Source organism: Pseudomonas sp. AP19 (assembly GCF_001728855.1).
Lineage (GTDB): Bacteria > Pseudomonadota > Gammaproteobacteria > Pseudomonadales > Pseudomonadaceae > Aquipseudomonas > Aquipseudomonas fluorescens.
The window spans coordinates 1-18,101 of record NZ_LXJP01000086.1; the positions used below are offsets into that span (position 1 = coordinate 1).

At 54.9% G+C, this 18,101-nt stretch carries 15 protein-coding genes and 5 pseudogenes; 5 read left to right on the forward strand and 15 right to left on the reverse strand.

The annotated features are described in order from the left end of the window. The first annotated feature begins 448 nt into the window (after nucleotides 1-448). On the forward strand, nucleotides 449-970 hold the full coding sequence (locus A7D21_RS32085; protein WP_256556928.1) for a hypothetical protein: 522 nt from the start codon (nucleotides 449-451) through the stop codon (nucleotides 968-970). A 207-nt stretch (nucleotides 971-1,177) separates the two neighbouring features. On the opposite strand, the pseudogene A7D21_RS34910 reads toward A7D21_RS32085, so the two are convergent. Together A7D21_RS34910 and A7D21_RS32090 are read right to left on the reverse strand one after the other, a co-directional pair. Then, nucleotides 1,178-1,273: pseudogene (locus A7D21_RS34910) on the reverse strand (DNA adenine methylase); the annotation flags it as partial. 846 nt (nucleotides 1,274-2,119) lie between these two features. Further along, a complete protein-coding gene (locus A7D21_RS32090; RefSeq protein WP_069553664.1) occupies nucleotides 2,120-2,452 on the reverse strand; it encodes a hypothetical protein in 333 nt (110 codons plus the stop codon). 855 nt (nucleotides 2,453-3,307) lie between these two features. On the opposite strand from A7D21_RS32090, the gene A7D21_RS32095 reads away from it, so the two are divergent. The 4 genes and pseudogenes from A7D21_RS32095 to A7D21_RS34915 all read left to right on the forward strand — a co-directional run. Then, a complete protein-coding gene (locus A7D21_RS32095; protein WP_141718309.1) occupies nucleotides 3,308-4,684 on the forward strand; it encodes a DUF6056 family protein in 1,377 nt (458 codons plus the stop codon). Between the two features lie 14 nt (nucleotides 4,685-4,698). Continuing rightward, entirely contained in the window at nucleotides 4,699-5,778 is a 1,080-nt protein-coding gene (locus tag A7D21_RS32100) for a glycosyltransferase family 2 protein (protein WP_069553652.1), read from the forward strand. 22 nt (nucleotides 5,779-5,800) lie between these two features. Next, a complete protein-coding gene (locus A7D21_RS36765; RefSeq protein ID WP_371859250.1) occupies nucleotides 5,801-6,151 on the forward strand; it encodes a GtrA family protein in 351 nt (116 codons plus the stop codon). A gap of 262 nt (nucleotides 6,152-6,413) precedes the next feature. Then, nucleotides 6,414-6,684 (forward strand): annotated as a pseudogene (locus tag A7D21_RS34915) (SOS response-associated peptidase family protein); the annotation flags it as partial. Nucleotides 6,685-7,005: 321 nt separating this feature from the next. Here A7D21_RS34915 and A7D21_RS32115 read toward each other — a convergent pair. The 13 genes and pseudogenes from A7D21_RS32115 to A7D21_RS32170 all read right to left on the reverse strand — a co-directional run. Continuing rightward, complete coding sequence (locus A7D21_RS32115; protein WP_069553655.1) at nucleotides 7,006-7,800, reverse strand: DNA adenine methylase; 795 nt, start codon at nucleotides 7,798-7,800, stop codon at nucleotides 7,006-7,008. Between the two features lie 148 nt (nucleotides 7,801-7,948). After that, nucleotides 7,949-8,491: a lysis system i-spanin subunit Rz gene (locus tag A7D21_RS32120; protein WP_069553656.1), complete on the reverse strand. Its 543-nt coding sequence runs from the start codon at nucleotides 8,489-8,491 to the stop codon at nucleotides 7,949-7,951. Continuing rightward, complete coding sequence (locus A7D21_RS32125; RefSeq protein ID WP_069553657.1) at nucleotides 8,473-9,036, reverse strand: glycoside hydrolase family 19 protein; 564 nt, start codon at nucleotides 9,034-9,036, stop codon at nucleotides 8,473-8,475. The genes A7D21_RS32120 and A7D21_RS32125 overlap by 19 nt, the downstream gene beginning before the upstream one ends. A 48-nt stretch (nucleotides 9,037-9,084) precedes the next feature. Next, complete coding sequence (locus A7D21_RS32130; protein WP_069553658.1) at nucleotides 9,085-10,131, reverse strand: phage late control D family protein; 1,047 nt, start codon at nucleotides 10,129-10,131, stop codon at nucleotides 9,085-9,087. Between the two features lie 93 nt (nucleotides 10,132-10,224). Beyond that, nucleotides 10,225-10,431 carry a tail protein X gene (locus tag A7D21_RS32135; RefSeq protein WP_069553659.1) on the reverse strand — a complete coding sequence of 69 codons (207 nt, stop codon included), beginning with the start codon at nucleotides 10,429-10,431 and terminating at the stop codon, nucleotides 10,225-10,227. Beyond that, nucleotides 10,406-11,251: a phage tail protein gene (locus A7D21_RS32140; protein WP_069553660.1), complete on the reverse strand. Its 846-nt coding sequence runs from the start codon at nucleotides 11,249-11,251 to the stop codon at nucleotides 10,406-10,408. Before A7D21_RS32140 ends, A7D21_RS32135 begins: the two co-directional genes overlap by 26 nt. Nucleotides 11,252-11,260: 9 nt before the next feature. Beyond that, entirely contained in the window at nucleotides 11,261-14,146 is a 2,886-nt protein-coding gene (locus A7D21_RS32145) for a phage tail tape measure protein (RefSeq protein WP_069553661.1), read from the reverse strand. A gap of 150 nt (nucleotides 14,147-14,296) precedes the next feature. Continuing rightward, the gene (locus tag A7D21_RS36405; protein ID WP_069553665.1) at nucleotides 14,297-14,581 is read right to left on the reverse strand and encodes a phage tail assembly protein; all 285 of its coding nucleotides are present in this window, start codon (nucleotides 14,579-14,581) and stop codon (nucleotides 14,297-14,299) included. A 39-nt stretch (nucleotides 14,582-14,620) separates the two neighbouring features. Next, a pseudogene (locus A7D21_RS36410) lies at nucleotides 14,621-14,896 on the reverse strand (phage tail assembly protein); the annotation flags it as partial. Nucleotides 14,897-14,910: 14 nt separating this feature from the next. After that, a pseudogene (locus A7D21_RS32155) lies at nucleotides 14,911-15,416 on the reverse strand (phage major tail tube protein). 12 nt (nucleotides 15,417-15,428) lie between these two features. After that, complete coding sequence (locus tag A7D21_RS32160) at nucleotides 15,429-16,595, reverse strand: phage tail sheath family protein (protein ID WP_069553662.1); 1,167 nt, start codon at nucleotides 16,593-16,595, stop codon at nucleotides 15,429-15,431. A gap of 104 nt (nucleotides 16,596-16,699) precedes the next feature. Continuing rightward, nucleotides 16,700-17,125: a phage tail assembly chaperone gene (locus A7D21_RS32165; protein WP_069553663.1), complete on the reverse strand. Its 426-nt coding sequence runs from the start codon at nucleotides 17,123-17,125 to the stop codon at nucleotides 16,700-16,702. Between the two features lie 9 nt (nucleotides 17,126-17,134). Beyond that, a pseudogene (locus A7D21_RS32170) lies at nucleotides 17,135-18,101 on the reverse strand (phage tail protein); the annotation flags it as partial.

Below are 18,101 nucleotides of genomic sequence, written 5' to 3' on the forward strand. Positions count from 1 at the left end.
TCGATTGCTGCCAGTCAGGCGCAAAATTACAAGCTTTATCGGTGATGAATTGGAACTGCTAATCCTGTAAGCCAGGTATTCCTTGCCTTACAGAGCCGACCTGAAACCTGCGTACCACTCGCGTACCAACACTACTTCCACGCAGTGACACCCTGCCCCTCAAGACACACGGCAATCAGCCAAAAATGGTCGCTCTTACACCGACCCGTACATTATCGGCCAAGCGACATGGCTTCTTCGTCAAAATTGAAAGCACATGCCCGGTCGGCTAGTACAGCCGCGTCATAGTATGATTGCGGCCATCAACCATCACAGAATATGGATGTTACAAATGCGTTTACTCTTGCCGATGGCCGTAAGCCTGACCCTTATCGGCTGCGCCACTACTAAAACCGATGTTCGCAACGAAGCATAAATCAGCCAATATGACCCGGCTAACACTGCTCGCGTGCGCCTGATCACGGGCGACACCACCCATGCGGGCTTCATCAGTGGACAGACCTGCGAGGCGTTTTACAACGAGTCCCTGCTCACCAAAACACCTGAAGAAGCAGGATGGCAAACGGCGCATGTCGACTCGGCCGGACTCTACCCTTTTCGGGCGACAGACAGCCAAAACAGCGTGATTGGCATGCCTGCCAGTAAGGCGAGCAAAGCCATCAATCAGTCACCCAAGGTGTTTGACGAGCATGTCATCCCGGCCGGGAAACCCTTTATTGCAGGGTTCGCCATGGGGGGCTCGCAGATATCATGCTTTCCCGCGCCAGTCACGCTCATTCCCGACCCCGGCAAAGACTATGAAATGGAACTTCAAATTATTAAAGTCAGCACGTGGAAAGCAGGCTGCGTGATTGCCGTTCGACAACTATCCACTCAGGCCAATACCACCGTCGAAACACCATTAAGACCGCAAGTGTGTGCAAAAACACCGTCGGGCTGGTATACGGCCAACGCAGCACCTTCGCCTTAACAGTTGAGCGAATAGTCATCCCCCAAGATCTGCTGCAGCTCAAGTCGCGCAGGCTGCCATTGGCCATTCCCGGTCACTTGCTGCCTCTCGCCACCGTCCATTCTGGTCGGCAGTGTACGAGTCGGCCGATGTTTTTGAGTGGTTTAAGGTCGACGTCCCGTTGGACAACTTGAAAAACAAAGGATCCTGTTTGGTCCAGCCCGCGCGTTAGAAAAGGCCGCCGAACGCATTCTGCTCCCAGTTCATGATCACCAGTTCACCGCTAACCTCACTCCTTCCTTGTCGTTGGTTAGACGTGGTGTATCGATGTAGCGGATTTTGCCGTTCGTCCCTGGGACATGCAAACAATGTCGGTGTCCCAGAATTGTCCCAATTACCGGGCCGGGCATAATCCGCAGGCATAAAAAAAGCCCCGCAAGCTCAATGGCTGCGGGGCTTTCAAGAGTGGAGGCCGAGGTCGGAATCGAACCGGCGTAGGCGGATTTGCAATCCACGAATATCTTCAATAATTTCAATGTTTTAGATCCAAATCAATTCCGCATCGCCAACATTTCTAGCGCCCTAGAGCCCCCTCAAATCGGGAGCTTCACTTTGGATTGCGGAATGGATTTCTATGCTTCTTCGCCTACAGTCGAGCATCCCTCCGGCTCGTGCTATCAGGCATTCATTCAACGGTCCGGGATAGGGATTCGAACCCCTTCCTGCATACCAGCAGGCCGCCTGTGGCTAGAGAATACGGCGCTTTAGTCCTTCGCTCATGGCGTCCTGCGGTATATGGCGGCCCTCAATTTGCCCTATTTTTGCCCTAACCCATTCATCACTGCCGCTTCTATGATGGTTGTTTTCTCGAAAGGATTCGGCCCGATCCCTGGTGATTACTCACTCCCCGAAGCACTGGCAAGGATCTAGGACAATCAGCTCGCGGTGGACGCGGCGTTAATGGAGCTGAGTTTGTAGGTGGATAGCGCGCCTACCACTGGCAAGCGACAATATCCGTGGACTTCTGGAAGCTGTTGGGCCACATAAAACAGGGCCTAGCCAAACTCAGAGGGATAAATCTGAGCTAGACATCAGCCTTCCCAAAACGATCACAGGATCGCCCGGTTTAACCAACGATTGTCGATAAAACCTTTCGCCGACCGTACCCACTTACATCGACTTGATCGAAACCAGATCTACATACCTGAATTTTTTTTTTGCTATTTTGATAGCTTCTTGTTCTGCAACTAGGGTACTAAGGGTATCTGCCTCATGTACCATCTCGTACGTTTTTCCTTCAAATTCATTTCCCACGCGCAGCGTGACTTTCAGCCTGGGCGTTAAACCTTTTGAGATTTTCTTTTTCTTCTCGACCGTTACAGGTTGCAACATCAAAACATCCGGAACGGTGTTCTTCGCGCATGAGCTAAATACCGGCGCTGAGGACTTAGAATCACCAAATAGTGCCAGGCGCATATCTTCTTCCATCTGTTCTGTATTCACACCATTTTCTCCGAAGGACATCAATTAAAATCAAACCGAATCTATCAGTCTGGGCGGGCTCCGCAGTGAAACCTTACTGGGCCAAGCTTAATGCTCCTTTGATTGCCTCTGCTACGGCCTCGACACATAACCAGCCGATTGTGTACGACTGGCACCGATGGACGCTTGCCACTACGGGTCGATTGCGACCACACAGGCTTCCGTGTTGCCCTACCAACGTAAATCAAGCTGACGCAGGTGAACAACGCCATTCCTAATGCATAAATATCTCTTTTACCTTATTAGAGTAACATCCGTTTTTCACATTGAAAAACGGTACATTTTTCACGTAACCCGTGAAATGCTCCTCGGACACATCCAAAATTTTTCGATTGAGCCGATCCGAAAATGAAACTTCGAAGCTCGCGTTGCGACCGTTTAACCTCTCAGAGGATAGACAAAAGGCTGGCACCTTTGCTACCCCATCAGTTCATTGATGAGATATTTTTGTTTGCCAAGAATAGCTCAGGGTGTTATTTTAGGAGCTTTAAGCAATTAACTTTAAGAGTAAAAAATAGCCCTCTGAGCCTGCTTTTTGTCTGCTGTGTGTGTGGCGAGAGATCAGCCAGCGAGCACCGAAAAAATCCTGTCCGATGCGGCGCCTATCAAAACGTACACCGCGGATTGTTATGAGCTAATCGTGATGGGTGAGGCCGCGGCGTGACGACAGTATTTCGGTGTTGAAGCGGCTGACCGCTGAAACCGGGTTAGCCAATTTATAAATGTATGCCCTGACCAAAGAGGTGAATGCAGATATCGTTTCATGGGTTGGACTACAAAACAACACTAAATTTTTTCGAGATCAGGGGAACAGGGATGAAAGAATCTAGCATAGTTGAGCATCAGGACTTAACTAAGCAAAATATAGCGACCAGAGTGGAACTATGGGTATTTTTTTTTCTAGCTCTGCTAATGTTGCTCAGCGCATTGATCTTCTCGGTATCACCAATGAACGGAGAAGACTATGCTTTGACCAAGCAGTTTAATGATGCCAGTTTTTTCGAACGTGCGAGCTGGGCAATTCAAAGATCCATACAACAGTCGACGCACTGGAACGCAAGACTGGGCGAGCAGCTTGCAATCTTCTGGTTGGCGATGCCAAAAGTTTGGTTTTCTATTGCTAATCTGATCTCCATTTTTTTGCTTTCCTTTATATTGTCTCTTTTTGCTACTCCTGAAAAAAAGTGGAGCCGCAACAATCTGATGCTATCAAGCCTGCTGGTAATTATAGCTTTTTTTCTGCTATGGCCGCGGTTAGAGATTTTTTTCTGGCGAACCGCATCAGCAGGTTATCTCCAGCCACTGGTCATGACGCTTCTACTTCTACTACCCTTTTATTCATTACGAGCTTGCCGACTATTACTGAGTACCTGGCTTAGCACAACAATATTTGTACTGCTAGGGCTACTCTGCGGACTATCCTTCGAAAATGTGCCTCCAGCATTACTTCCTTATATGGCGTTTATCACATATCTGCACTTCAAGAAAAAAACTGAGTTCCGAACACAGCTTGGCCTGATTGTTCTGATCTATCTGGTGGGCTGGGCACTTCTTATGACTGCTCCATCCACTCATGCGAGGACTGCCTATTACATCACCGCATTAAACATCCCGGCAGCTTCGCTTGGCTATTTTTTCCATCAATCATTGGCTGTACTGCTTGCCTTTGTGGCGACTTCAACTCCTCTTCTAGTCACCCTATTCACGGTACTGCTGATCAATTTCTATTTGAAAACTGGATCATGGCGCCAGCCAGCTAGATTTTATTTGCTATTAGTGCCCGCAGCTCTCTGTATCGCATCCGTAGTAAAGGCCCCCTACATTGAGCCAAGAGCCTTTACTCTTGCTTGGACCATATTGATAATAGTGATCGTAAGACTCACGTACGAGCTTTTGCAACAACTACCTGAAAGATTGGCACAAGTGGCAATTATCTGTCTTGGAATTTCAAGTGTAGGGATAGCAGGACAGGTTCTTGCAGACTATCTAGACTACTCAAGAAAAGTGTCTTGGCGCACAGATTTTATTATGGAAAAACAGAACTCAAATGAGTGTAAGGACGGACTTACAATTCAGATCATAAAAAACAATAGCGATATTCGAATATTAAACAACCGCGAAGATTGGGTTGCAGGCAGCCTGCATCAAGTCAGTAATTACTTCAATTGCAAACTACGCCTTAGCGCACCATAAAAGGGAGAAAGCTCATGCTGGCAGGGAACACAAGAGTAAACACGCAGGATAAAAAGCTAATCTCCCTAGTTATTCCTTTTTATAATGAGGAAGCTAATATCGAGACTACTTTAACCGAGATAACCCGTCATATTGATACACAGCATTATCGCTGGGAAATTGTTGCAATTAACGATGGCAGCAGTGATTCAACATTGGAAAAGCTGAACTTTAGTGATCCGGAAAACTTTGAGTTAGTTATTGTCGATTTATCACGTAATTTCGGGAAGGAAGCCGCATTATCGGCAGGCATTGAGCAGGCACGAGGTGATGCCATCATCCCGTTGGATGCGGATCTGCAAGACCCGCCCCAAGTGATTGCCCAATTGTTGGAGAAATGGGAAGAAGGCTATGACGTGGTGCTCGCTAGGCGAGTGGATCGCTCTAGTGACAGCTTGCTGAAGCAAACAACCGCTGGTGCTTTCTACTCTGTTATTAACAAGCTTTCAGATGTAGCAATACCTCACAACGTCGGTGACTTCCGGCTAATGGACCGCAGAGTAATAGAGGTGCTGAAGTCTCTTCCTGAGCATCGCCGTTTTATGAAAGGTTTATTTGCTTGGGCCGGATTTCGCACCACCAGCGTTGACTACACAAGGCCGGAGAGAAAACACGGCAATACAAAATTTTCTGGTTGGAAACTTTGGAATCTGGCCTTGGAAGGCATCACTTCTTTCTCCATCGTCCCGCTTAAAATATGGACCTATATAGGACTTCTAGTGGCGTTCTGCTCCTTCACCTACGGTGGAGTTATCATAGTTCGCACACTACTTCTAGGCATCGAAGTCCCTGGTTACGCTTCTCTTGCCTCTATAATGCTATTCATGTCTGGGTTACAGATGATAGGAATGGGTATACTCGGCGAGTATGTAGGGCGAACCTACTTAGAATCAAAAAGACGCCCAGCTTTCATAATTCGTTCAGTACACACCAAGGAGGCGCTGCTTAATTCAAAGTCCAGCTATTGCCCCCTTACAAATCAAGATTTGCAGGACACGCTGGCTGCGAAAAACCAAATTAATCAGCGCCCCCCTAAGGTTAACAGCTGTGATTAATAATCTGCATTTTCCGAGATTTGTGAGGTTTGCGTGCGTCGGGGTTGGTAATACGGCCATACACCTATGCGTAGTTTTTCTGCTTGTTGAGCAACTAGCTATTCAGCCGCCACTGGCCAATGCTGCTGCTTTTGCGGTGGCAAACATCGTATCCTATCTACTCAATTCAACGTGGACCTTTCAGAAAAAAACATCCTTTGCTGGTTACTCCAGATTCTTCATTGTCAGCTTAGTGGGCCTAGGGATTTCATGGGGATGTGTATTCAGTAGCGAATTGCTGGAGTTTCACTACGCAGCTGGCGTTTTGGTGTCGGTATTTTTTGTCGCCATAATCGGTTACTTACTCAATAGGCACTTCGTTTTTAAAACATAAACTAGACTTTAAGGTAAGGGTGGTCTGAAGTAGCCATGTGTTTCTGGCTGACTTCGGCCACCCACTGCGGTTGCTCGAGCAGTTCGGGCGTGCGCAGCAAACAGAATTATGTAGATATCAAGACCCAAAAACAAAGCCGCCAAATACCCCTGTAAAAATCAAGGTCAATAGACAACACTGCTCGCTTGAACCACATTTAAAAACAGTTAACCAGATAGCTTTAAAAAAATATCGATTTTTGACCAATAAAGAACAACGCATTGAGCCGAAGAAGAAGCAGCCCTCCTTCATCCTTCTGAAGAGTCGGCGTCCGATGTTCTTCGGTGCGCTTGCCCAGGTCAATCCTGGGTTGGAGCCTCACGAGGGCGATGGTTTTGTAATTATCACCGCCGCAAACGATCAGGGCATGGTCGATACCACGACCGGCGCCCTTTGGTGCTGTCACCAGAGCATGCCAACGAGTGGCTTGATCCCGGCATAACCCATAGCGAGATATTGCAAAGGAACTGTGCCACCGCACGGAAGAGTTTGAATGATTTCCCGTAGGCAAGGCCGTACGGAATGTTAGAAATCCGGGGGGCGGAACTGATTGAGCCAGACAGATCAGCTCAGGTACCACATCACGAAGGCGACTACGGAGATCCACACCAGGGTAAGCACAAATGAAAGACCTGCGAGTTGCTTATCCATCCGCTACCCAATGTGAGGTTAAAAGACTGCAATACGAGCTACAGGGAAACTTTAGTTCATTGAGGGCAACGCGCCACCGTTCAGAACAGCGACTCGTAACAGATGAGATCGATATATTGCCGCCTCACTTTGCCCCCTTTGACGAGTGTTTTAGGCAGCTCCTATCAGAACAGCCCGCCCAACGCTGCCGGCTCCCAATTCATGATTACCAACTCACCGCTGACCTCCGCTTTGCCTTGGCGCTGGTTAGCTGTACTGTATCGGATATCCACCGTCTCACAGTGAAACCCCTCGAACAACTGCCGAATGTCAGGGTGATCGTTGATGCTGACCATCACCTTGCCTTTGCAGCGGCGCATGAAGTCAGCCATCCTTTCGTAGTTCTCGAACGGAAAGTCCACGCCATAACCGGCTGTCTGCCAGTAAGGCGGATCCATGTAGTGGAACGTGTGAGCGCGGTCGTAGCGTTCTGCGCATTCAAGCCAGGGGAGATTTTCGACGTAGGTCCCGGACAGCCGTTGCCAAGCGGCCGAGAGATTCTCCTCGATCCGCAGCAGATTGATGGCCGGGCCAGTGGTCGCGGTACCAAACGTCTGCCCCGTCACCTTACCGGCAAAGGCATGGTGCTGCAGGTAAAAGAAACGTGCGGCGCGCTGGATGTCGGTGAGGGTTTCCGGACGGGTCATCTTCTGCCACTCGAACACCTGACGCGAACTGAGCGCCCATTTGAACTGGCGCACGAATTCCTCCAGGTGGTTCTGCACAACGCGGTACAGCGTAACCAGGTCGCCGTTGATGTCGTTGAGGACCTCAACGGGTGCGGCCTGGGGACGCATGAAATAGAGCGCTGCGCCGCCGGCGAAGACTTCGACGTAGCATTCGTGGGGTGGGAAGAGAGGGATAAGGCGGTCGGCCAGGCGGCGTTTGCCGCCCATCCAAGGGATGATGGGTGTGGACATATAAAAGCAAGACCTTTGCTGTATGGATAAACAGTGCTAGGCTCGCTCCGCTTTGTGCACGAAGCAGGAGCCTTGGCTGGACTTGCAGGGGCATTCTGCGAGGAAGGTGGCCCGGCTGGATGTTGACGCACCCTGCCCGGCCGCTCCTTTACTTCGGTGTAGAAACTTCTTTTGCGTAGGCCTGACAGGCCCGCAGGGCGATCAATCCTTGGTCGCCGGCATCGGTGATGCCGATAATTCGTTGAGCATGCGCTGGGTCAAGTTGGGCTCTTGTGGGGCCATGAACCACGCGGCCGGTGGCGGTGGTGGTTGGCATTGAACAGCTGCCGCTGGCGTCGGTGGTGGCGAGTACGACTGACAGCCGCAAATCAGCAGTAGCCAGGCGATCACGCAGGCGAGCCTGCTTGGTTTGTTCATCGGTCAATTCCTGATGGTGGATTTCGTCTTTGTCCCGCAGGCGCCGCTCCAGGGCGAGGCGCTTATCCTGCTCGTTGCGCTGCAAGGCAGCGCCGGCCAGGGATATCTCAGTGAGGGTGTCGGCATGGAGTCGCGCCTGGCGTTCCAACTGCTGGCCGTAACGCCAACCTTGAGCGGTCCATGCCAATGCAGCGGATCCAGCAGCCAGGAACACCAGCACCAGGCCCATGGCCGCAATTCTGAACTGCGCAGGGATCAGATCGAAGAGACGCATAACACCGCCCTCGCCCTGGCCCACAGTTGCAGGCGATCTTCCAGACCGTTTAGGCCGCCATTGATCCGGCGTGTGATGGTGTTGAACTGATCCTGATCCGCGAGTGCATTCAAGCCGTTTACCGACCAGAACCACGCCGCAGACTCTGCGGCCCACTGCGGCAGTTCGAGCAACTCCGGCGTGCGCAGCAATCGTTCATCGCCGAACAGTGCCAGGCTGCAGCGCCGGTAGTTGTCGTGGCCGGTGACCTGAATCAACCCACGACCGCGATATCGCTGACCATCGCCGTCAGCCTCCGGCGTGTTGCCAAGCTTGGCAGCCAGGGTGCCGGTGTCGTACTTGCTCAGGTACTGATCGCCGCCCAGTTCGCGGACGTACTGCAGTTGCCCCGACTCGTGGCCGACCTGGGCGAGGAACGCCGCCTGACGCTTCGGCGTGTCGATCTTACGGTTGATCATGGCTGCGTTCAGGGCAGATACAAAAACGCCCGCTTGGAGGCGGGCGTTCGGCATGATGCGTTGCAGCTGTTGCTCGGTAACAGACATAAAAACTCCAGACATAAAAAAACCGCACTCAGGCGGCGATGGGATGCACTACTGCTTCTCGACGCTCACGACTTTGAGCGGCTTCTGTTCCTTCTTTTTCTTGCCTTTGGATTTACCTTTCTTGCCGGCATTGCACTCCACCGTGGTCGACCAGCCAGACTGGGTGAACACCTGCTCGACCGAATCCGCCAAGTACTCTCCGTCAAGACCGACCTTGAAGCCCTGGGCGTTGATCAGGCGTTCGGCAAAAATGTCTGTTCGCCCAGGCATCTCGAAACGCACGTCGGCGGTCGAGCGATTGAACGCTGCCAAACGAGCCTTGGCGGCAGCCTCGGCAGCGGTCTTGTTCGGATAGATATGCCGGTCGGTATGCACCGCCGGCAATCCATCTGGGGCGTCGTTGTTGTCAACGGTGACCACCGACAGCTTGCCGTCCTTCTTGTTCTGATGCTTGGTCGCCACCGCTTTGTGTGAGTTGCGATCCCCGAGGCTGAATTGCCATCGACTGAGATCGCTTTTGGTCAGTGTGATCGCGCCGAACGTCTTACCGCTCGCTGTCTGGCTACCTTGACGCGGCATCACCAACAGCTTGCCGTCCGCGACCTTGGCCGTGCAGTCGTATTGCTTAGCCAGGCGCGTGATGAAATTAAAATCGGACTCGTTGAGCTGATCCACACGGGCGACCTTCGTCGCTACCGGACACACTGCCTGCCAGCCATTGCGCGCCGCGATGTCGGCCACGATCTTCGACAGCGGCACGTCCTCCCAGCTTCCGCTACGGATGGTTTTGCCACTGCCGCGCATGTCGCTGGCCTTGCCCTTGATCACAATCGTATCCGGCGGGCCGGACACTTCGACCGTGTCCACTGCGTAACGCCCAAGGCGCATCAGGGATGTCTCGGCGTAACCCAGGTAAATCTCGATCGAGCTACCGCGCCGGGGCAACTGCACCTGGCCGTCACGGTCATCGATACGCAATTCAAACTCGTCGGAATCCATACCCGGCTTGTCAGAAGTCCGCAGCAGCAACAGTCGATCATTGATCTTGGCGGTAATATCGGCGCCATCGGCAACGATTCGAAAAGAGGGAGTCATGGATTTTGTCCAAAAAAATACCCGCACAAGGCGGGTCGTAAACAAAGTGCCGTTACACGTGACGCAACGGGATGATGGCGGTGTGGATCGGGCTCAATCCCACAAACTAATCCCTTCCTCGATCGGGCTTGGCAGATCCGGCAGAACGATCACCACCCCCGTGCGATAAGGCTGGGGCTCGTCTGCCAACCCCTGATTGGCGTCAAGCACCGCCTCAACGCTGCCGTTTAGATGGCCGTAAACGTTATGACAAATGACATCGAGCATGTCTCCGTCAGACGTTCTGCATGTCGTCGCCATAGCGCGCAAACTCCAGAGTGAACCCTTGTTTACGGGGAATGCCGCCGTGCAGCAGAGCGCCCTGTTCCTCATTGATGGACTTCAGGCACCAGGTGCCGATCACCTCGCCGTAGCCCGTGGTGAGGGTCAGCGGCTGCAGCCGGCCGCCGATGGTGCGCAAGGTGTCAAGCTGCTTGAGGCCACCCTTGAAGCCTGGATAAATCGTTCCTTTGAGTGTGAGCTTTTCCTCGCCCATGCCCACGGCCTGCTGCGCCGGGCGGCGCGACAGTCGCTCTTGCGAAGCCCAACGGAATTCGGTCGAGCGGCTCAGCTCGTCGAATGCGGCCGTGTCCAGGTTGAAGTAGTACGGCTGAACCTTTGGGTCCCGGGGCTGGATAATCAGCAAGTGCGGGAAAGGCTTGACCGCTTCCGGTGCTGGTGTGGCATCCATGGCAAAGGCACTGGTGGGCACGATGTTCGCCAACGACGGGCTGACCTTGCCGGCGATGTTGTTGATCGCCGTCGCCGCCCTGCCCGCCTGTTCCTTCAGGGCGCCCATTCGCTCCTGCACTTCGGTCGCCGCCCGTGTCGCGCGGCCGTACACAGCCACCACCTGGCCGACCTTCGCCTGCGCTGCATCCACGCCGCGCATTACCCTTTGTAGCTTGGCACCGACAGTCGGCCCCACGAACGGGATGTTTTCCAGCTCCGACGCTGCGCCGGTTAATTCCCTGATTGCGCCGTTGACCGGCCCAAGCATGCCGTCGGCACTACGTCTGCCCGCCTCCCCCGCTTCGACCAGGTACTTGAGGCCCGACTGCATCTGTTCCATATAAGCCATAGGCCCCCCTTACAGGTGCGGTTCGTCGTAAAGCTTCGCGGCGTTTTGTTTAGCCGCATCAGCCATCATTAACCGCATATGCGGCATGAGGTCTTGCGCCAAGCGCTGCGGGTCTTTCACATCCCCTTGCACCGTGACCGGCATGCTCAATGAGTACTCAAATTTCTGGTCAACTTTGGCAGGCACGGGCTTCTCCGGCTCTTTGGGCTGAATCGCTACCGCCGCCGGCCTGGACGGTGCCGCCACCGCTAGAGAACGTGCTACATCACCCAGCACCGGTGCCTGCGGTGCAGGTGCCATTAGCAGAGCACCCGAACCGTTCGCGCTGTTGAATGACTTGCCCATGGTCGCCAAGCTTGGAATGGCTGGCCCCGGCCGAGGTGCCATCAGCAACGGCGTAACCGGAGGCGCGGGCTTTTCATCCTCACCTCCAAACCACGACTTACCTGCAGCTCCGCCCAGCGCCGAACCACCCATGCTGCCCAAGTAAGCGCCTACAAGCCCGCCAATGGCGGTACCAATAATCGGCACCACCGAGCCAATAGCCGCACCTGCAGCAGCACCGGCCATAGTGCCGGCGAGATTGCCGGCGGCAGCGCCATAACCCTCGGCCTTTTCATCCTTGGTCTTGGCATTTTCATAGGTGTCGAAGGCCATGGCGCCGGCCTCCATCAGCGAGCCACCAGGTATCATCTTGGCGGCTTTGCCGATCTTACCGACCGCTTGCACTACCCCGCTCAGCTTGGACAACGCACCGCTAGGCACCGCAACCGGTGGAATCGGTGGACGAGGGACCGGTAACGCAGGCCGAGGCACTGCCGGCCCCGGAACGGGCACCCGCGCACGTAGCGGACCACCCGCTCGAGGCGGTGTCGGCCGACGACGCGAAGGTGTACGCCTTGTAGCGCGACCACGCCGGCGAGCCTCGCCTGGCCCCGCAGGGGAGCCACCCATTGCAGTCGCATTAACGACAAAAACCTTTTGGACGGTGCCCTCACCGGCCCCTGATTCAACACCTCCGGCACCTTCGCTGTCGCCAGACGCCGCCTCTTTAGCTAGCGAAACCACCTTAAGGCCAGTCGCGACAAGGTCAAACTTGCCGGGTTTCTTGTCATCCTTACCCTCACCATCGGCTGGCTCACCCTTGAGCGCAGCAACCGCCTTGAGCCCAGTCTCAACCAACGACAGCGCTTTGCCGGCCCTGCCTTTGGGCTCGCCACCCTTTCCATCGCCCCCGACAGCACCATCCTTGGAGTTGGTCACAAAGACTTTTTGCACTTCGCCGGACTTGCCACCTAACGAGCCCCGCGCGACGTTGAGTAAACCTTTAGCAATTTTGAAGGAACTGAGCAGCCCCTTCAGTGCGACAAGTCCGCCACCCACCGCCGCGATGCCCGTCACCACCCCGGGCGCGCTGTCAGACAGCGAGGTAATACCCTTGGTGACTTTGGTCAACGCTTCAGCCACGGTGTCCGTGACTGGGCGCAGTGCATCCCCGACACTGCGCATGGCGTCATCCATCGACTGAGCCATTTCGGCCCACTTCTGCGAAGACGCCTCGCGCCGCTCGCTGAGGTTTTTATCGAGAATGCCCGTGGCATCCCGCGAATCGTTTTTGAGCTGGCTGTACAACGCCTTGTTCTGCATATAGGCAGAAAGCGCGGCCTTCACCTGCATGTCAGCAAACAGGTCGCCCGTGCGCAAGGACTCCTCCAGCGAGGCCATCATGGCCTTGGCTTTCTCCGGGTCGGACTCCTTGCTGATTTTCGCCGTGGCCTCGGCCATCGCCGCCGCGCGCTTCGGATCGGTGGCTTGAATATACTTCTGCGCCAACGCCATGCTGGTTTCCAGCGTGGACATGCCGTTCTGCAAGCCGGTCTGCATCGAGCCCTTATAGTCGATACCGGCCTTTGCATACGCCTTGACGGTTTCGCCAGAGCCGATTTTGCTCATCCAGTTCTTCAGGTTGTTCGCCGCCTCATCGGCGCCGCCGGCAGACTTCATCTGCACTTGCAGCATGGCACCCAATTGCGTCACCGCATCCATGCCGGTGATGCCCAGGCTGCCCATGTTCGCCAACAGCTCAGGAAACCATTTAGCCATGTCGGCCGCTTCGAAGCTGCCGGCCTGCCCTTGGTAGGCAATCGCCTCCAGCGCCTGCTGCATCTGCTTAGAATCGGTGATCTTGGCGTTTTGCCCCAGGGCGTTGATCATCTTCGCCGTGTCGACACCGCTCGACCCCTGCCCCACGACAAACTTGGCCGCAACTGGCGCATATTCCAGTGCCTTGCTCAACTCCATGCCGGCGCCGACCAACTGGTTGACGACGTCGGCAACATCGTTACGCGCCATGCCGGTGTCGCGCGAGGTATCGATGATCTTGCGCGACATCTCCTTCTCTTGTGGCTTGTTGGCGATGCCGGCCTTGATCGCGATGTCACGAACAATGGCCCCAAAATCCGCGCTGACCTTGGTCGGAACAGCTAGCATGCCGACACCAACAACAGCGGCGCCGACTGTACTTTTCATGCCGTTCTTACCAGCATCCAGCTGCTGATACCCCCGGGATTTAAGCTCGGCTTTATTGGCGGTCTGTCCCATGGAACGATAGGCTTTTTCCAGCCGACCGACCTCGATACCCTGTTTTTTCAAACTGTCGAGATTGGAGTTCAAACGCCCCAGCAGCTTGGATGCGCCCTCAGAGCCGCTGTCATGGGCTTTCTTCCATTCTTCACGCAAGCGAATGGTGTCGCCGATAGTGCGCTGTAGAACACGCGCCTTGTTTCCTTCCGCCTCAAGACGCTTGATGCGTCCTGTTACATCTTTAAACGCAGCGCCGACAGTCGAACTGACGGCACCGCCGATCACCAGCCCGAGGGCGATTTTGTTCGCCATGTCATGGCCCTCATTTGCATAGCGTTACCGAAGGCAGCTCAATCCGTGAGCCACCACACCATCTCGGCAAACGGCATTGACTGAATCTCGGCGGCGGAAAATCCGGTTTCCGCCGCCAGACGTTTCGCGGCCATTTTTATGACGGCTGGATCAAATCCCGTCGTCTTGGTCCATGCGAAAATAGCCGGCCTGCAGGCGGTTAAAATCCACCAGCTTCAGGCCCTCCAGATCTGCGATAGGTGCACCGGCAAGCGAGGCAAACAAGACCAGCTCACGCTGCTCGGCATCACCGGCAGCGTCCCGATTTGCCGCGCGCACATCGCCCACTGTTGGGGAGCGCAGAGGCAATTTATCGACCGACACCCCATTGATTTCACTCGGACAGGTAAGCGTCACCACGGCCTGATCGGTGGTCACCGACAACCACGACGGCATCACGTCCGTGTAGTCTGTTTCGGGAACAAGGTGCGAATACGCGGCTTGAACACGGCGATAGTCCGTCAGCTTGAGGCTTTCGAGATCCTTGACGCCCACCTCAGCCAGCCCGGCGAACAACATCAGCTCACGCTGTTCCTCGTCGCCATTTGACGCTTTGTCGGCTGCCCGGACCTCGCGTACCACCGGGGCACGCAAGGTGAGCGTCTCGACCAGCACGCCGTTGGCATTGCTTGGCCGCGTGAGCGTCACGACAGCAGCGAGCGTACTGAGCGACAACCAGGCCGGCACCTGCTTAGTGTTTGCTTGATTCATCTGGATCTATTCCCTTAGAGGCCGAGTGCGGCGCGAATGTCAGCGAGCTGGTCTTTGCCGTCGACGACTTGAACACCCGCGACCATGTCGATTTCGTACATGACGCGGCCGTCGATTTTTCGAGCTTGTAATAGGACGCCGCAACGGCGTGCTTGATCTCCGCCGAATCACCAGCCTTCCAGTCGCCAAGGTCGACCTCTTTGAGCAACCCGCGAATGGTGGCAACTACGGCGGTCACTGCGCCCTTTTGGCCTCTGAACGCCCCTCGGAAAGTCGCGTTGAAGGCCGTGCCATCGGCCAAGCCAAAGTGTTTCAACGACTCACGACGCACGCCCTTGGTGACAAATGACGGTTCCATTTTTTCCAGCCCCTGGGCCATCTCAATGGCACCGGCCATGCCACCACCACGATACTCGTCGGTCTTAATCGTCAGCTTGGGCAGGGTCAAACTCGGCACATCACCGGCGAAGTTCACGCCGTCGACAAACAGGTTCGTGTTATACAAAGTTTGAGGAATCATTGGTTTGGCCCCTTAGGCTGCTTCAAGAACTTCGGTCATCCACTGATCGGTGACTTCGAAAAGGAAATTCGGGTTTTCTGCCGGCGGCACGTCGGTGAAGCGGATGCGCCAATACACTTTGCCCTGGGCGATCTGGCTGGCCGTATTCAGCTCGGTGTCCGGGTACACCTCAAAATTGATAATCGCGCCCTGGGCTTTCAGGTCGCGCATGAAAGCGTCCAGGCCGTCAGTCACATCCTTGACGTAGGTCTTGGTGATCGAGCGGTCTACCGCCCACTTGTGGCCCGCCTGCACCGCATCCATGAGGATGAACAGCGTGCGAACGCGGGTGACGAACGCCCACTTCGGATCACTCGACAGCGTGCGGTTACCCCACAGGCGATAGCCGTCGTCGCGAATGATCGTCGCGATATTGGCGTTGTTCAGCAGGTTGGCGCGGCACGTCTCGTCGCCGTCCAGGTACTCGACAGCCCGGGTCGTGCCGGTGATACCGGTGAACTCCTTGTTCGACGGCGAGGCCCAGAAGCCATATTCGGCATCGGTCCAGGCAAACAAGCCTGCCGCCCAGGCCGAGCCCGGCGCATCAACCGTCTTGCTGAGGTCGGTGTCCCAGTACTGAACGCCCGGGTCAACCATGAACAGATTGCGACTGCCGAAGTTATCGGCATAGAGCATTGCCGCCTCATCCGTGGTGCGAGGACCATCGAGAATGCCGATAGCCCGCAGCTTCTGCGCCAAGCTATCGAGCACGGTAGCCACTGCTTGCGTGGCCGTGTGCCCAGGCGCAATCAACAGCCGCGGCTGTGCGTTGAACAGGCTTTTGCCGTCGAGCAACGCCTGCAGGCCGGTACGCTGACCCGACGCCAAAACGCCACCGATAATCGCCGAGGTTTGCATCGCCGCGTCTTCCAGCTTCGGCACGCCGATAGCGACGATCACCGCCTTGGCCTTGGTGTAGATCGCTTTACAGGCCTTGGTGATTGCCGAGTTTGGACCGAAAGCGGCAATGGCTTCGCGCTCAGTGGTGATCAACTTCAACTCGCCGGCCTTGGCCGTGCCCCCATCCAGCCCGCCTGGGGTGAAGGTGTCGCATAGTCCAATAATGGAAGAAGACGGCAAAGAAATAGTGCGCGCGCCCGTCTTGATGTCGGTCGTGGTAACGCCGTGAAAGAAACTCATAAGGCTCGATCTCCAGAAACGAAAAAGCCCCGCATGAGCGAGGCCGTTAGGGATGTACGTTTTACGCGTAGAGGAAAAGAAAACGCCCCGTCAGTGCGGGGCGTTTATTCAATCTGAGCAACCAGCCAGAGAGGTGCTGGCGGGCGGTGTTCAATCAACGGGAATCCACCCGCTTCCGGCCAGCTGCGAAGTAATCGGCGGTACGCTTGAAGCTCGTTGTACTGCAGAGCAGTTAATGTGGTGTCGATGCCCTCCTCCAACTCGTCGCGATGACGCGTCACCACACCATCCGTTTCCGATAGGCGTTGATCCCGCCAAACACGCTCGCTTGCAGCCAATGCCTCAACGCTGGGCGGAAGCGGATCAGCCAACATAGGAAATCCGTCATCCCCCCAGATAATAACCTTACCCTCTGACTGCCCCAGCAGTAGCTCAGCGTGGCGTTCAGCTGAGATTTCCACAACGTCATCCGGCATCGAAGCGTTAATAGACGCGTCGTAAAAACCGCACGTTTTTTTTGAAGTGAACATAGGTTTCCTCTATTTTCCGATGGCTATCCAGCGCGTGCTAGTTCCTTGCGAGCAACGGATAATGAAAGATGCCAGGCTCCCGTTGGTATTCGTCGAAACGGTTCCGACCACACCGCTGGTTAGCGTGTAGTCGCTGGTCGCAACTACCGAGTGAAAGGCCCCAGGGAATGCTATTGGCAACGTAATCGTCTGGTCGGAGCTACTCGCTACAACCGAGATTGAGCCCCACTGAATAATTAACCCGCTTGCCAACTTCTGATAACCGCTGCTTGCCAGTGATGCGGCAAACTGTGCCGAGTACTTCAGAGCCCCAGCCCCATGCATCCGCCATACGCCCGACTGCTTTGTAAAGTGGGCGGTATCGCCTGGACTCAGGTTAACGACGGTATAAAGCTGCCCGTCAGGACTGATCCGGTTACCCCCGTTGATGGTGATGCTTTTGTTATAGCCTGTTGGGTTGTGGAGAATGATCGCCGCCCCATCTGGAACGAGATTCAGCAACGGCAGTGCGACTGTTTGAGCACCGCCCGCCATAAGCGATGTAAAGCCGCCTACATCACTAAGAGGCAGCGTAAGCCCGGTCCCCGCCTCGTCTCTTCCCGAAGCAAAACTACCTAATGCTTTTTGAACGAATTCGGTTGTTGCCAGCAATTGGGAGCTATCGAATCGTGGTGCCAATGGAGCTGTCGGTAAGCCCTGAAACGCTGGTGAATTGATCGCCGCAAAACCTTGCGTGACGTTCTGAAATGTCAGCGCGGTGGTGCCGAGGACAATCACACCATCAGTGACTAACTGCCAGCGGGTGTCGGCCAGCGTGGTGCCCTGCTCGACCGACACCAGCAGCGCCGACGTTACTTCGGCATTGGTATCGGCATCTTCTGTGCGTTTCCATACACCCGCCGCTGCAACGTACAGCCCGTTGTCCTTAGCGACATTCTGGTTCTTCACCAGCACTCGATCACCGGCCGCTAACACA

Coding starts and splice junctions, on each gene's coding strand:
- A7D21_RS32125 (WP_069553657.1), bottom strand. CDS start 9,036: ATGTCTGTTACCGAGCAACAGCTGCAACGCATCATGCCGAACGCCCGC.
- A7D21_RS36405 (WP_069553665.1), bottom strand. CDS start 14,581: ATGCCGTCGTGGTTGTCGGTGACCACCGATCAGGCCGTGGTGACGCTT.
- A7D21_RS32160 (WP_069553662.1), bottom strand. CDS start 16,595: ATGAGTTTCTTTCACGGCGTTACCACGACCGACATCAAGACGGGCGCG.
- A7D21_RS32095 (WP_141718309.1), top strand. CDS start 3,308: ATGAAAGAATCTAGCATAGTTGAGCATCAGGACTTAACTAAGCAAAAT.
- A7D21_RS32165 (WP_069553663.1), bottom strand. CDS start 17,125: ATGTTCACTTCAAAAAAAACGTGCGGTTTTTACGACGCGTCTATTAAC.
- A7D21_RS32100 (WP_069553652.1), top strand. CDS start 4,699: ATGCTGGCAGGGAACACAAGAGTAAACACGCAGGATAAAAAGCTAATC.
- A7D21_RS32140 (WP_069553660.1), bottom strand. CDS start 11,251: ATGGCTTATATGGAACAGATGCAGTCGGGCCTCAAGTACCTGGTCGAA.
- A7D21_RS32145 (WP_069553661.1), bottom strand. CDS start 14,146: ATGGCGAACAAAATCGCCCTCGGGCTGGTGATCGGCGGTGCCGTCAGT.
- A7D21_RS32120 (WP_069553656.1), bottom strand. CDS start 8,491: ATGCGTCTCTTCGATCTGATCCCTGCGCAGTTCAGAATTGCGGCCATG.
- A7D21_RS32135 (WP_069553659.1), bottom strand. CDS start 10,431: ATGGCGACGACATGCAGAACGTCTGACGGAGACATGCTCGATGTCATT.
- A7D21_RS32115 (WP_069553655.1), bottom strand. CDS start 7,800: ATGTCCACACCCATCATCCCTTGGATGGGCGGCAAACGCCGCCTGGCC.
- A7D21_RS32130 (WP_069553658.1), bottom strand. CDS start 10,131: ATGACTCCCTCTTTTCGAATCGTTGCCGATGGCGCCGATATTACCGCC.